Annotated in this window: 14 protein-coding genes and 1 tRNA gene; 8 read left to right on the top strand and 7 right to left on the bottom strand. The window is 50.6% G+C overall.

Annotation, left to right across the window (positions count from 1 at the left end; genetic code table 11):
* Nucleotides 1–830 precede the first annotated feature (830 nt).
* Nucleotides 831–1,607 carry an enoyl-CoA hydratase gene (locus tag H8L47_RS21800; protein WP_110258199.1) on the bottom strand — a complete coding sequence of 259 codons (777 nt, stop codon included), beginning with the start codon at nt 1,605–1,607 and terminating at the stop codon, nt 831–833.
* 152 nt (nt 1,608–1,759) lie between these two features.
* Here H8L47_RS21800 and H8L47_RS21795 point away from each other — a divergent pair, with 152 nt between their 5' ends.
* Nucleotides 1,760–1,921 (top strand): hypothetical protein, encoded by a 162-nt coding sequence (locus H8L47_RS21795; protein WP_186955701.1) that lies wholly within the window; start codon nt 1,760–1,762, stop codon nt 1,919–1,921.
* Between the two features lie 18 nt (nt 1,922–1,939).
* Here the strand turns inward: H8L47_RS21795 and apaG are convergent, their stop codons facing one another.
* Entirely contained in the window at nt 1,940–2,314 is a 375-nt protein-coding gene (gene apaG / locus H8L47_RS21790; RefSeq protein ID WP_110258198.1) for a Co2+/Mg2+ efflux protein ApaG, read from the bottom strand.
* Nucleotides 2,315–2,417: 103 nt separating this feature from the next.
* Here apaG and rpe point away from each other — a divergent pair, with 103 nt between their 5' ends.
* The 6 genes from rpe to trpC all read left to right on the top strand — a co-directional run bounded on the left by rpe (nt 2,418) and on the right by trpC (nt 8,083).
* Entirely contained in the window at nt 2,418–3,083 is a 666-nt protein-coding gene (rpe, locus tag H8L47_RS21785; protein ID WP_186955700.1) for a ribulose-phosphate 3-epimerase, read from the top strand.
* A gap of 66 nt (nt 3,084–3,149) precedes the next feature.
* The gene (locus H8L47_RS21780; protein WP_186955699.1) at nt 3,150–3,833 is read left to right on the top strand and encodes a phosphoglycolate phosphatase; all 684 of its coding nucleotides are present in this window, start codon (nt 3,150–3,152) and stop codon (nt 3,831–3,833) included.
* A gap of 273 nt (nt 3,834–4,106) precedes the next feature.
* The gene (gene trpE, locus H8L47_RS21775) at nt 4,107–5,603 is read left to right on the top strand and encodes an anthranilate synthase component I (RefSeq protein WP_186955698.1); all 1,497 of its coding nucleotides are present in this window, start codon (nt 4,107–4,109) and stop codon (nt 5,601–5,603) included.
* 74 nt (nt 5,604–5,677) lie between these two features.
* Nucleotides 5,678–6,250, top strand: a complete 573-nt coding sequence (locus H8L47_RS21770) for an anthranilate synthase component II (RefSeq protein WP_186955697.1) — start codon at nt 5,678–5,680, stop codon at nt 6,248–6,250.
* Nucleotides 6,247–7,278 carry an anthranilate phosphoribosyltransferase gene (gene trpD, locus H8L47_RS21765; RefSeq protein WP_186955696.1) on the top strand — a complete coding sequence of 344 codons (1,032 nt, stop codon included), beginning with the start codon at nt 6,247–6,249 and terminating at the stop codon, nt 7,276–7,278. Before H8L47_RS21770 ends, trpD begins: the two co-directional genes overlap by 4 nt.
* A 4-nt stretch (nt 7,279–7,282) precedes the next feature.
* A complete protein-coding gene (trpC, locus tag H8L47_RS21760; RefSeq protein ID WP_186955695.1) occupies nt 7,283–8,083 on the top strand; it encodes an indole-3-glycerol phosphate synthase TrpC in 801 nt (266 codons plus the stop codon).
* Between the two features lie 113 nt (nt 8,084–8,196).
* Here trpC and H8L47_RS21755 read toward each other — a convergent pair whose 3' ends face one another.
* The 5 genes from H8L47_RS21755 to H8L47_RS21735 form a co-directional block, all read right to left on the bottom strand.
* Nucleotides 8,197–10,059: a M61 family metallopeptidase gene (locus tag H8L47_RS21755; protein WP_186955694.1), complete on the bottom strand. Its 1,863-nt coding sequence runs from the start codon at nt 10,057–10,059 to the stop codon at nt 8,197–8,199.
* A 66-nt stretch (nt 10,060–10,125) separates the two neighbouring features.
* Nucleotides 10,126–10,587, bottom strand: coding sequence for a DUF3429 domain-containing protein (locus H8L47_RS21750; protein ID WP_186955693.1), 462 nt, complete (start codon nt 10,585–10,587; stop codon nt 10,126–10,128).
* A 223-nt stretch (nt 10,588–10,810) separates the two neighbouring features.
* Nucleotides 10,811–11,425, bottom strand: coding sequence for a nucleotidyltransferase family protein (locus H8L47_RS21745; protein WP_186955692.1), 615 nt, complete (start codon nt 11,423–11,425; stop codon nt 10,811–10,813).
* 14 nt (nt 11,426–11,439) lie between these two features.
* The gene (locus tag H8L47_RS21740) at nt 11,440–12,180 is read right to left on the bottom strand and encodes a DsbC family protein (protein ID WP_186955691.1); all 741 of its coding nucleotides are present in this window, start codon (nt 12,178–12,180) and stop codon (nt 11,440–11,442) included.
* 105 nt (nt 12,181–12,285) lie between these two features.
* Nucleotides 12,286–13,488 carry an FAD-dependent monooxygenase gene (locus H8L47_RS21735; RefSeq protein ID WP_186955690.1) on the bottom strand — a complete coding sequence of 401 codons (1,203 nt, stop codon included), beginning with the start codon at nt 13,486–13,488 and terminating at the stop codon, nt 12,286–12,288.
* A 154-nt stretch (nt 13,489–13,642) separates the two neighbouring features.
* Here H8L47_RS21735 and H8L47_RS21730 point away from each other — a divergent pair.
* Nucleotides 13,643–13,718, top strand: a tRNA-Phe gene (locus H8L47_RS21730).
* Nucleotides 13,719–13,859: the final 141 nt, after the last annotated feature.

Below are 13,859 nucleotides of genomic sequence, written 5' to 3'. Positions count from 1 at the left end.
GTAAGGCATGCCGCCAGCGTTCAATCTGAGCCAGGATCAAACTCTTCAGTTTAATCTCTGTTTTGTGACATTTCTGTCTGTGTCATGTGACTGACACATCGCTCACTCAAAATACTGACAGTTCAGTGACTTATTTCTAAATCACCGTCTTGCTTTATACTTCTTGTGAACACTTGCTATATTATTTAAGCATTCCAATTCACCGAAATGAATTGGTGCGCTTCACCAAGTGCCCACATTTATTGACTGTTAATTGTTAAAGAACCGTATTCTTTTCTACCTAACCGGACTACTTATTCATCCAGTTTTGCGTCGCAGCGTTGTGTGCGTCAGCAGCAGAGAAACGAGATTATGGGGCATTTTACTTACGCTGTCAACACCTTGATTTCACTTCGTTTTGTTTCGCTTTCTCAAGCGTATAAAACTGTTGTTCGGTGTTCACAGTTGCCAGTTTTTTCCGCAATTTGTTCAATCGCTCATTTCACCAGCTTTGTTACTTTGCTTCCATTCTCTTCCCGCTCTTCAGCGGGAGGCGAACTATAGCAAACTACTGCCCGCCTCCGCAAGCTTTTATCGGTAATTATTTACTTCGTTTATTGAATGACACATCAACGTACATAAACGCAAAAACTAAAGGGTGCGCTGCGCGCACCCTTAGGCTTCCTTATTTATATATGTAGTTACTTATCAACGGACGACGCTGGGCTCCTGCCTGCGCAGGAGCGACGGGGTTGGGGTAACTAGATTGCTACTGTTTTGAGTTATTGAGTGCTCTATATTGTTGATGCTATATATAGAGCACTTTTATGAGTCTGCCGCTGAAGCGTAACTTACTTATTCTTAAATACAGCCGGACGCTTCTCCAGGAAAGCCTGCATACCTTCTTTCTGGTCTTCGGTTCCAAAGCTGGCCTGGAACAAACGGCGTTCATACTGTATACCCTCTGACAGGGTAGTTTCATAAGCTCGATTCACAGACTCCTTGGCCATCATGATGATGGGCAAGGACATGGAGGCAATTACATTCGCAGCAGCGAAAGCTTCTTCCATCAGCTTATCCAATGGCACGACACGTGATACCAGGCCTGCGCGTTCGGCTTCGACCACATCCATCATGCGCGCAGTCAGGCACATGTCCATGGCTTTGGATTTGGATATCGCACGCGGCAGGCGCTGGGTACCGCCAGCACCAGGCAAAGTACCGAGCTTGATTTCTGGCTGGCCGAACTTGGCATTCTCTGCGGCGATGATGAAGTCACACATCATGGCAACTTCGCAACCGCCACCCAAAGCATAGCCAGCAACAGCAGCGATGACTGGCTTGCGGATCTGGCGCATGGTTTCCCAGTTGCGGGTGATGTAGTCATCTTTATAGGCATCCATGAAGCTATAGCCCACCATGGCAGCGATATCGGCACCGGCGGCAAAGGCTTTTTCACTACCTGTCAGGATGATGCAGTGGATATTTTCATCCTTGTCGAAAGCTTTGAGCGCCAGACCTAGCTCATCCATGAGCTGATCGTTCAGCGCATTCATGGCTTTGGGGCGGTTCAGGGTGATCAAACCGACTTTGTCGCGGGTTTCAGTCAAAATACATTCGTATGTCATAGATGCTCCTGATTTTATTGAGTAGGGTTATGCAGCATGAATGCCGGTATGTCTATTGTAATGCGCCGAACCAGCACCTGTAATGAGGGACGCAAATAAGCACACAAATTAGCAGGTACAATGCGCTTACTTTATTGAGCGAGGTGGATGCGATGTGGTTATTAGCGCTGGAAGCAGGCGTTGCAATGTTCATGCTGATTTTTATCGTCTGGTGGACGATGTTTCATGGCCGTACACCAGAAACACCACCCAAAGAAGATAAAAAGCCGATAGAACATAACAAGCAAAGCCAGGATAATGAAAATCCGCAATAAGCCTGCGCCATGCAAGTATCAGTGCAGGGTACGCGGCAAAGACAGGACAAACTCGGGTATCTCTGCCTCAAAACGATGGGCATCTTCTGCAACGCAGAAATAAGTGCCTTTCATACTGCCCTGTGGTGTTCTTAGTGAACTGCCGCTGGTGTATTCAAAGCTTTGTCCTGGTGCCAAAAAGGGTTGATGGCCGACTACCCCCAGCCCTTTGACTTCTTCTACATGGTTGGTGCTATCGGTAATGATCCAGTGGCGAGAAATCACTTGCGCCGCCACGGTGCCGGTATTTTTGATGGTAATAGTGTAGGCAAAAACGAAATTGTTTTGCTCAGGATCGGACTGGTCTTTTAGGTATTGCGTTGCCACCGATACACTTATTTCATACGCTGCCATAATTTTCTTTCATGATGAATTACGGTCATTGTGCCAGACGAAGACAACAGCCGCTTGCCCTCACAAGGTAAAATAGCATATCTTTTTCAAGCACGATTCCATCATGACCACTTTCCGCATTGCTCCCAGTATATTGTCTGCCGATTTCGCCCGTCTGGGAGAAGAAGTCCGCAATGTCGTCGCCGCTGGCGCTGACATGATCCATTTTGATGTCATGGACAATCACTATGTGCCCAACCTGACCATAGGCCCCATGGTGTGCGAAGCGATACGCCCGCATGTGCAAGTGCCTATTGACGTGCATCTGATGGTCAAACCGGTGGACCGCATCATCCCCGACTTTGCCAAGGCAGGTGCAAATATCATCACCTTCCACCCGGAAGCATCGGAACATATAGACCGCAGCCTGCAAATCATACGTGACCATGGTTGCAAGACTGGCCTGGTATTCAATCCGGCGACACCGCTGCATGTATTGGAAAATGTCATCGATAAAGTCGATATCGTTTTGATCATGTCGATCAACCCGGGTTTTGGTGGCCAGACCTTTATCCCGCATACACTGAAGAAAATCGCGCAAGCCCGCAAGATCATTGATGAATCTGGCCGCGACATCATGCTGGAAGTGGATGGCGGCGTCAAAATCGAGAATATCGCAGAAATCGCCCGTGCTGGTGCCGATACCTTTGTTGCAGGTTCTGCCATTTTTGGCAAACCCGACTACAAGGCTATCATTGATGCCATGCGTGTTGAGTTGTCCAAGGTTTAATCCTCAATTTCATCTTCAGGCTTTTCGCCACGTCAGGTGGAAAGCCTATATCTAATCGCCCCCGCCATGTTCAGCCACATCAAAGCCGCCATCATTGATCTCGATGGCACCATGATAGATACCGCACCAGACTTTCTGGTCGCCATCAACCGCATGCGCGAAGACTTTGCGCTGAGACCACTGACGCTAGATGTCATCAAGACCATGGTGGGCAAAGGCTCGGAAAATCTGATCCAGCAAGTCTTGGCCCTGGATTTTGATACCTCTGGCGTAGCAGCACGCTTTGATGAAGCATTGGCTGCTTACCAGCGTCATTACCTGGCTATCAATGGTGACCACAGCCAGCTTTACCCTGAGGTGCATGAAGGCCTGCAAGCCATGCGCAATCTGGGTCTGCGCCTGGTCTGCGTTACCAATAAGCCACTGGCCTTTGCACTGCCGCTGATGGAAAAGAAGGAAATAGTCCATTATTTTGAGCAAGTCTATGGCGGCGACAGCTTTGCAAAAAAGAAACCTGATCCCCTGCCCATGCTGGAAGCCTGCAAGTCTCTGGGCTTGCCACCGTCACAAGTGCTGGCCATAGGCGACTCCAGCAATGATGCGATTGCTGCCCGCGCTGCCGGTTGCCCGGTCTTGACAGTGCCGTATGGATACAACCACGGCGAAGCTGTACAAAATATTCAAAGTGATGGTATAGTCGAAACCCTGTTGGTAGCAGCACAACTGCTGTCAGCGAAAAACTCTCATTGACTTTCAAACCATTCACATAACGAATGTTCATCGATAACAAACGTTCCATGATCACTCCAGGCACTTTTGAGGCCTGGCTATGGCGACGCTGGCAATTCTGTTAATACACGAATGCCGCGAGTGGCTGTGCACATCCCCAGCACATCTTCTTGCTTGTTATATCAATCTGTCTTACCCGTCCATACTCTCTTGAGCGAATTTGCGTGCGCTGCTGGCTGCTGTTGCAGACGCGTGTACAAGTTTCAGGAGCAGGCAGGCGGTTGAAAGAAAACCATGACCGAACTCGAATTCAAATCGTTGGCCGCGCAAGGCTACAACCGTATCCCCATGATTGCGGAAGCCTTCGCCGATCTGGAAACCCCACTCACCTTATATTTAAAACTTGCACAGACCCAAAACGGCGGCAAAAACACTTTCTTGCTCGAATCCGTCATGGGTGGCGAGCGCTTTGGCCGCTATTCCTTCATAGGCTTGCCTGCCAATACCCTGGTGCGGAGCTTTGGTGAAAAAGTCGAAGTCCTGAAAAACGGCCAGGTCATAGAAAGCCGCGAGATGAACCCGCTGGATTTCATTGCCGAATTCCAGGCACGTTTCAAGGTTGCGTTGCGCCCTGGCCTGCCACGTTTTTGCGGTGGCCTGGCTGGCTATTTTGGTTACGACGCCGTACGTCATGTAGAAAAACGCCTTGCTGGCAAGGCACCAAAAGATGATCTGGGCCTGCCAGAGATACAGTTATTGCTGACTGAAGAACTGGCTGTCATCGACAATGTATCCGGCAAACTCTATCTTATCGTGTATGCCGACCCTACCCAGCCAGAAGCCTGGTCCAAAGCCCGCCAACGCCTGAAAGACTTGCGCGCGATGTTGCGCCGTAGTGTTGATGCGCCTGTCACATCGGCGTCCGTCCGTACAGAATCGATACGCGAGTTTGCCAAGGAAGATTATCTGAAGGCGGTAGAAAAAGCCAAGGAATACATCATGGCTGGTGACCTCATGCAAGTGCAGGTGGGCCAGCGCATCAAGAAACCCTATGTCGATTCACCGCTATCACTGTACCGCGCCCTGCGTTCACTGAACCCTTCGCCGTATATGTATTTCTATAATTTTGGCGACATGCAAATCATAGGTGCATCGCCAGAAATCCTGGTGCGCAATGAAAGCCTGAACGATGGCAGCAAGAAAGTCACAATACGCCCACTGGCTGGCACACGTCCACGCGGCGCAACACCAGAGCGCGATGCAGAACTGGCCAAAGAATTACTGGCTGACCCGAAAGAAATCGCCGAACACGTGATGCTGATAGACCTGGCCCGCAATGACATAGGCCGGATCGCCCAGACTGGCAGCGTCAAGGTCACTGATCAGATGGTCATCGAAAAATATTCACATGTGCAACACATCGTCTCGAATGTAGAAGGTGTCTTGCAGGCGGATTTGTCCAACCTCGATGTATTGAAAGCCACCTTCCCGGCTGGCACCTTGTCTGGCGCGCCGAAAGTCAGAGCCATGGAACTCATCGATGAACTGGAACCAGTTAAACGCGGCATTTATGGCGGTGCTTGCGGTTATCTGTCCTTCGGCGGCGAAATGGATCTGGCGATTGCCATCCGAACCGGCGTTTTAAAAGACGGCATGCTGTATGTGCAAGCAGCGGCTGGCGTAGTGGCTGATTCAGTACCTGAAATGGAATGGCAAGAAACCGAAAACAAGGCACGCGCCGTATTGCGTGCAGCAGAACAAGTGCAAGATGGCCTGGATGGGGAGATTTAAATAAAATGCCAGACCAAACTTGTCACCTGATTGCCGCCCAGTCATCCCTTACGCTGTATTAAGAGGTCTTACTTATGTTACTGATGATAGACAACTACGATTCCTTCACCTACAACCTGGTACAGTATTTTGCCGAGCTGGGTGAAGATGTGCGTACCTATCGTAATGATGAAATTACGATTGCTGAAATCGAGGCACTTAATCCTGATCACATCTGCATTTCCCCCGGCCCTTGTACACCGGCCGAAGCAGGTGTTTCCATCGCCGTCATAGAACGCTTTGCCGGCAAGACGCCTATCCTCGGTGTCTGCCTTGGTCACCAGGCCATAGGTGCAGCCTTTGGCGGCAAAGTCATCCGCGCCAAGCAAGTCATGCATGGCAAGACTTCTGCGATTGCCCATACTGGCGTTGGCGTCTTCAGGAATTTGCCCAGCCCTTACACGATTACCCGTTACCACTCCCTGGCGATAGAACGCGCCAGTCTGCCGGATTGCCTGGAAGTGACCGCATGGACAGATGACGGCGAAATCATGGGTGTGCGCCATAAGGAATTCAATCTCGAAGGCGTGCAATTCCATCCCGAATCCATATTGTCCGAGCATGGCCATGCCCTGCTGAAAAACTTTTTGACTGGAACAGCATCATGACCATCTCTCAACAAGAAGCACTGACACGCCTGATTGAACACCGTGAGATTTTTCACGATGAAATGTTGTTTTTGTTCCGTAAATTGATGGGTGGCGAAATGTCACCAGTCATGATCACAGCGCTGACCATGGGCCTGCGCGTCAAGAAAGAAAGCATAGGTGAGATCACTGCCGCCGCCCAGGTCATGCGTGAATTTTCGACCAAGGTGCCGCTGGCCAATACGGACAACATGATCGATATCGTCGGTACAGGTGGCGATGGCGCGCATACCTTCAATATTTCTACCGCATCCATGTTTGTCACCGCCGCTGCTGGCGCACGCGTCGCCAAACATGGCGGTCGCAGTGTGTCTTCATCCTCCGGCAGTGCTGATGTACTCGAATCTTTGGGTGCGAATATCAATCTCAAGCCTGAACAGATCGCCCAGTCGATAGCACAAACCGGCATAGGTTTCATGTTTGCACCTAATCACCATGCGGCGATGAAGCATGCTGCACCAGTGCGTCGTGAACTGGGTGTGCGTACCATCTTCAACATCCTGGGGCCATTGACCAATCCTGCAGGCGCACCAAATATTTTGATGGGCGTATTCCACCCTGACCTGGTGGGTATACAAGTACGCGTCTTGCAACGCCTCGGCGCGCAACATGCGATAGTGGTATGGGGGCGAGACAATATGGATGAAGTCTCACTGGGCGCACCGACCATGGTGGGCGAACTGGTGAATGGTGAAATCCGCGAATACGATATCCACCCGGAGGACTTTGGCTTGCAGATGGTATCCAACCGCAATCTGCGCGTCTCTGGTGCAGATGAATCAAAAGCCAAGATACTCGACGTGATGAACAATGTTGAAGGTGCAGCGACTGACATCGTTGCCCTGAATGCAGGTACTGCCCTGTACGGTGCGGGCATAGCAACGTCGATTGCTGGTGGTGTCAAACTAGCTCAATCAGCTATCGCATCTGGCGCAGCCAAGGCCAAGCTGGAACAGTTTATTGAAGTCACCCAGCAATTAGGGAAGTAAGCCCATGTCTGATATTTTGAATAAAATTCTCGCAGTCAAAGCGGATGAAGTGGCAGCAGCCAAGAGATATCAATCCTTTGCCAGCCTGCGTGCAGAAGTTGAATCCGACAAGGAAGCGCAAGCTGATTTGCGCAGTTTTGAAAGCAGCTTGCGTGGCAAGATTGCTGCCGGCAAGGCAGCGGTGATCGCCGAGATTAAAAAGGCTTCACCTTCAAAAGGCGTGCTGCGTCCCGGCTTTCACCCAGCAGAGATTGCGCAAAGCTATGCTGAACATGGTGCTGCCTGTTTGTCTGTGCTGACGGACGTGCAGTTCTTCCAGGGTGCACCTGAATATCTGCAACAGGCGCGTACTGCTTGCGCCCTGCCAGCATTGCGCAAGGATTTCATGATAGATCCTTACCAGATCTACCAGGCCAGACACTGGGGTGCTGATTGCATCTTGCTTATTGTCTCTGCCCTTGATCATGGCCTGATGGCTGAACTGGAAGCATGCGCACATGAACTGGGCATGGGTGTGCTGGTTGAGGTACATGATGCGCAAGAACTGGAAACAGCCTTGAAACTCAAGACAGCTATGCTGGGCATTAACAACCGTAACCTGCGTACGTTTGAAGTTTCCCTGGATACGACGATAGGTTTGCTGCCAAGGATTACGCCAGACAAACTGGTCATTACCGAATCCGGCATCATGTCAGCAGAGGACGTCACCCGCATGCGGGAAGCAAATGTGCATGGATTTTTAGTGGGCGAGGCCTTTATGCGGGCGGAGAACCCTGGGGCGGAACTGGCAAAGGTGTTTGGGTAATTGGCTGAGGATATTTCCCCATAATCTGAAGGGGCTATGTCAAGGTTTCGCAAAAAAATAAAAACCGCCGCAAAGCATCTGGCTTTACGGCGGTTTTTTAAGAAACTACAAACTTACTTCTTGCCTGGTTTTTGATAGCTTGGTCTCAGCAAACTAGCAGACTTGCCTGACGCCTGCACTGCCAAAGTTACAGCGGGTACATCATCCGCCTGCAATTTAGCTTGCACCGTCAACAACTCATCGCGGCGGAAGGCGTGAATCTGCACAGTCTCCCCCACGCGATAACGACCGAGCGCTGTACCCAAACTATCGGCAGCATCTGCAGCAGTCACACGCAAACCATTGATCGCGATGATGATATCGTTGGGTGACAAACCAGCGACATGTGCTGCGCGGCCTTCATGTGCATTGGCGATCTTACAGTCATTTGCTTCACGCACTACACGTACACCAAGGCTGGCTTTCTTGCTTGCGCTACCACTGTTTACCTGTACCGCAAAGTCAGCATACAGCGCTGCCAGCGGCACGTCTTCAACGCCACGCACATGCTTGTCGAGGAAGCGGCGTACGTTCACGCCAGTGACTTGCTCAACCAGACTTTCAAACTCAGTCTCGCCCAGGCCCTGCTGCTTGCCTGACAGGCTGCGCTCATAAAAGTCACGGCCAAATTTTTGCCACATGGCGCGCATGACGTCGTCGAGTGATTTTTTGCCCGCAGTTTCTGCGCGTATCGTCAAATCCAGTCCCAATGCCACCAGAGAACCCTTGGTGTAATAGCTGACGATCGCATTCGGTGAATTTTCATCCTGGCGATAGTATTTGGTCCAGGCATCGAAGCTCGATTCAGCCACGCTTTGCTTCAAACGACCGCTACCGCGTGTCACCATATTGATGGTCTTGGCCACCAATTTAAAGTAAGCGCCTTCATCAATCACGCCTGCACGTACCAGCATCAGGTCATCATAGTAGCTGGTGAAGCCTTCAAATACCCACAACAGGCTGGTGTAGTTTTCATGGCGCAGATCATAGCTGGCGAAAGCAGCAGGTTTGATGCGCTTGACATTCCATGTATGGAAATATTCGTGGCTGCACAGGCCCAGAAAGCCACGATAACCATCGCTCATTTCTGTCTGATGCTTGACTGGTAAATCAGTGCGATTGCAAATCAATGCAGTGGAGGCACGATGCTCCAGGCCACCATAGCCTTCACCCACCACCATGGTCATGAAGACATAGCGATCCATAGGTGCTTTCTTAGTACGCGGCTCAAAGAAGGCGATCTGGGTTTCGCAGATTTTTTGCACATCAGCAATGATGCGCTCCATATCCATATTTGGTACTTTGCCAGTCACGACAAAATCGTGAGAAATGCCATGCGCATCAAATGTCGCCAGCGCAAAGTCACCCATTTCAACCGGGTGATCTATCAACTCATCATAATTGGCGGCCACATAAGTACCAAAGCCATAGCGTTTGGCTTTCAGCTCTGGCAAGGACGTGGCAACGCGCCAGGTTTTACATGCGATATCTTCGGAACGCTGGATATCGACTACATGCGGGTTCATCTCCTGGCCATGTACGCTCAAGAACACGCTGGTGCCATTGAAGAAACCGTGACTTTGATCGAGATGTGCTGCACGTACTGACAAGTCCCAGGCATAGACTTCATAGCTGATACGCAAAGCGCCTTTGCAAGGCGCGGCTTGCCAGGTGTGCTTATCGAGCTTTTTCAGTGCGACTTTTTTGCCTTCACAGCTAGCCTTGATCTGCACGATATTGCGGGCAAATTCACGCACCATGTAACTGCCCGGTATCCATGCTGGCAGACTGACAATCTGGCCCTCAGCTTCAGGCGCTGCAATGTCGAGCGTGACCTGGTAGATATGTCCGGCCAGGTCCTTGGGGACGATGGTATACGCTATTGCATGCGCAGATACAGCCGCGCCAAGTCTCTTTGTTGTTATCGTTTTTTTCATTCGGAACGATCTTTCTGTTTCTTAAATAATGAGTCTGCTGAAGTGAGAAGTGAAAGCAGAATTTTTTCAGCTCGTGTAATTACGAACATTGGCCGCGATAAAGGTAAATAGCTGCGCCCCTACGACTGCACGCGTCAATTGCAAACGCAGAGTCATAAACCATGCTGGCACACCATAAGATTGATAAAGACGCTTGTCTATCTTGTAGGTCGCAATAAAGCCAGCGACCTGAACAATAAAACCTATCAGCATATGGTTCAAAAACAGCCAGGCGATAAAAATGGGGACCACACCCCAGATCAGAGCCTTCTTGTTTTCATTCTCATGTCCACCACCTGCCATCAGGGCGACGCCCCAATGCAGACCACCGAGAAAAGACAAAATCACAATGCCATAATGCAGTTGTGCCTTGATCAGGGCCCCAAGCCAGTCAGGATGCACGATCCAGCAAGCCAGCGTCAAAAAGACAAATGGTGCAAGCCCGACAAACCCTATCCGTATTGCCAGCTTTTGATTGAGATTATTCATAGATTTGGGCAGCACCAATACCGCCACGTCTTAAATCAGGTGGAAGAAAACCGCTATTCTATGGTTATTTTAGTTGTATAGATATATCCGAAAGCTATTTAGAAGCAACAAAGCTGGCGAGGAAAGTGAAAAATTGTGGCAATTCCGTGGCTTTTTTAAGCATCGTCTTCGAAATCATGTCTTATTTACAGGATTTTTAGGCAAAATCACTGATCTCGACAAATTAAGCTTCAGCCCTAGCCATCGCAGCAAGATAATCAACCAAGGCATCTGGCGTATCAATATCCTGATGAATACCCGGGTCGTCTACCATCACCTGCGTCACCAAATCACTTTTCAAAAGACTACGTGCGCCAACATCGCCCTGCAAATCCAGTAATTGTGGCAAGTATTTACGCGCAAACCCCACTGGATTGCCACGCTGCCCATTAAGTACAGGCACGACGATTTCGGCGCCTGCTTGCAAGGCGTCACAGAGTTGCGTTATGGTAGAAGGTTTTACCATGGGCATGTCTGCGAGAGCAATCAGCCAGCCTTCACTATCAGCCGTGGCGCGCAAAGCGCACTTGAGTGAATTGGCCATGCCAGCGTCCGCATCATGGCAGACCAGACATACTATACCCATGGCCTGCAGCTGATCTGATAGCACAGCATTATCGGGCCTGGTTACCGCGACCATATGCGGCATGACCGCGAGTAAATTATGTGCGCTGTGCTGCGCTACAGACTTGCCATCGGCCAGTGTTTGCAAGAGCTTGTCTTGCTGGCCGCTGGCATCAAAACGACGACCACGCCCCGCCGCCAGCAAAATACCAGTCCAGCGCAGTGGCGATGTCATCAGAAAAAGTACGCTTAGTTAGCTTTGTTGTTGCTGGCAGCTGCGGCAATTCTGCTTTCCAGCATTTTCACATCCAGCATACCGGGTGCACGGCTGCCATCAGTGAAGATAACTGAAGGCGTACCAGTCACCCGCATTTTTTGGCCCAGTGCAAAAACTTTGTCATTCGGCGTATTGCAATTGGCTGGCGCTTCTGGCGCAGCCTTGCCACGCAACATCCAGTCATCCCAAGCCTTGTTTCGGTCGGCAGAGCACCAGATGTTCTTTGATTTGTCCTTGGAGTCATCGCTCAAAATGTTATACATGAAGGTATACACCGTGATGTTATCCAGCGTGTTGAGCGTCTTGCGAAACTGTTTGCAATAGCCACAGTTAGGGTCTTCAAATACGGCAATCACGCGCTTGCCGTCTCCCTTGACCATCTTCAGCGCAGATTCCAGAGGCAACTCAGAAAACTTCACCTTGCTCAAATCATCTATCCTGGCCTTGGTGTAATTCGTCCCGTTTTTTGCATCAATGACTTCGCCTGTGAACAGGAATTGTGCTTTTTCATCCGTATATAAAATATCCGAACCGATACGCACTTCAAACAGACCTGAATAAGGCGTCTTGGTCACAGTATCAATTTTCACGCCCTCGCGGAAAGTGGACTGTATCAGCTTGCGCACAGTGGCTTCTTGCGCTGACTCAGCAGCAAATGCACTGCCAGCCAAGGCAAATGCGAGGACTATCAAGCCTTGTAGTGTTTTTTTCATGTTCAATTTTCTTTCTTCATCAGGCTTAGACTAAATCGTTTTAGCCATTTCATCAACATTGGTCGCATTCATTGCCACAAACTTACATGCTCGCAATGACCGGGCTCATTTCCCCATGGCGTGAGCGATCAGTTTATTCTTTATGACCGGCAAGCGGTCCAGCAAGTTCAATCCCAGGTCACGTATTGTACGCAAAGGCGTCAAATCGGATGCAAACAAGCGCGCCAGGACGTCAGTCGTTGCCAGCATCAGCAGCACTTCTTCCTTGCGCGCGCGCTGGTAGCGGCCCAGCAAACGTGCATCACCGCAATCTCGATGTGCCTCTTTCCCTGTCATAACCTTGAGCAAATCGACCACATCGGCAAAGCCCAGGTTCATGCCATGCCCCGCCAGCGGATGCACTGCATGTGCCGCATCCCCCACTAGCGCAACTCGCGGTGCGATCATGCTGTGTGGCCGCATCAGCCGCAACGGGAAAGCCTTGATCGCCTCCGGCAAGACTGGCTGCAAAGTACCCAGCACCTCACCGCAATACGGCATCAAGCGCTCGACCAATGCTGACAAAGGTTCACGCAACAAAGTCTGCGCCAGCGCATCCGGGGCCGACCATACCAGCGAAACGCGATTACCCGGTAAAGGCAACAAGGCAATAATCCCCTGCTCCTGCACAAACCATTGATGCGCAACACCATGATGCGGTTTGGCACACTCAAAATTGGTGACCACACCCTGCTGATCATAAGAACGGTAATCCAGACCGATATCACAAGCACCGCGCACCCAGGACTGCGCACCATCAGCACCAACGACCAAAGACGCACGTATGCTGCTGCCATCATCCAGCAGCACTTGTGCAGCCTCAGCATCAAGCACCAAGGCTTGCGCCTGCCCTTGCACCAACGTCAGATTTTGCGCAAACCGCAACGCCGTATCCAGCGCCTGATTGAGATTCCTGTCCTCAACAATCCAGGCCAGCTCATTCACATGCGCGCCATAAGCATCAAAGCCCAGCTTGCCCGCATCCACACCACCGCCCTGCACCTGCATGGCCGACACTGGCGCCACCCGCGCCTGATCAAGCGCATCCCAGACTTTCAGCGAAGCCAGCAAATCATGCGCCACATGGTTCAACGCATACACTCGCACATCCCAGTCAGCAGAAGCAGGTGCAACAACAGCCGCACCAGAACCCGGCGCGCATAATAAACTCACACGCAAACCCGCCTGGGCAAACCCCAAAGCCGCAGCCTTGCCCACCGCCCCATTACCAACAATACAAATATCGCAATCACGCACCTGAGCAGACATCCGTCCCCCATCAATAAGCAGATAATGCCCCATTATACGGGAAGCCCACCGACCAGCCCGATGCGCCAGATCAAAGCTCGCTCATAGAGGGAAACCAAGTATTTTCAGAAAAAGCTTGCCAACAGCCCCCGACATCTCTATAATTCTTGGTCTTGGCCTGGTAGCTCAGTCGGTAGAGCAGAGGATTGAAAATCCTTGTGTCGGTGGTTCGATTCCGCCCCGGGCCACCAAGAAATATGTAGTAAAAAAATGGTTACTCGCTTCGGCTGGTAACCTTTTTTTTTGCATAAAGTTTCTTAGCGAGAGTCTGTTAGCTAGTTGCAAGCACATTTTTCCTGCAGGCAAATCCATACCCTAGTGCTTCAATCAAA

Source organism: Undibacterium umbellatum (assembly GCF_014284125.1).
Taxonomy (GTDB): Bacteria; Pseudomonadota; Gammaproteobacteria; order Burkholderiales; family Burkholderiaceae_D; genus Undibacterium; species Undibacterium umbellatum.
The sequence above is the reverse complement of the archived record's forward strand: the minus strand, read 5'-3'. Positions and strand labels throughout refer to the sequence as shown.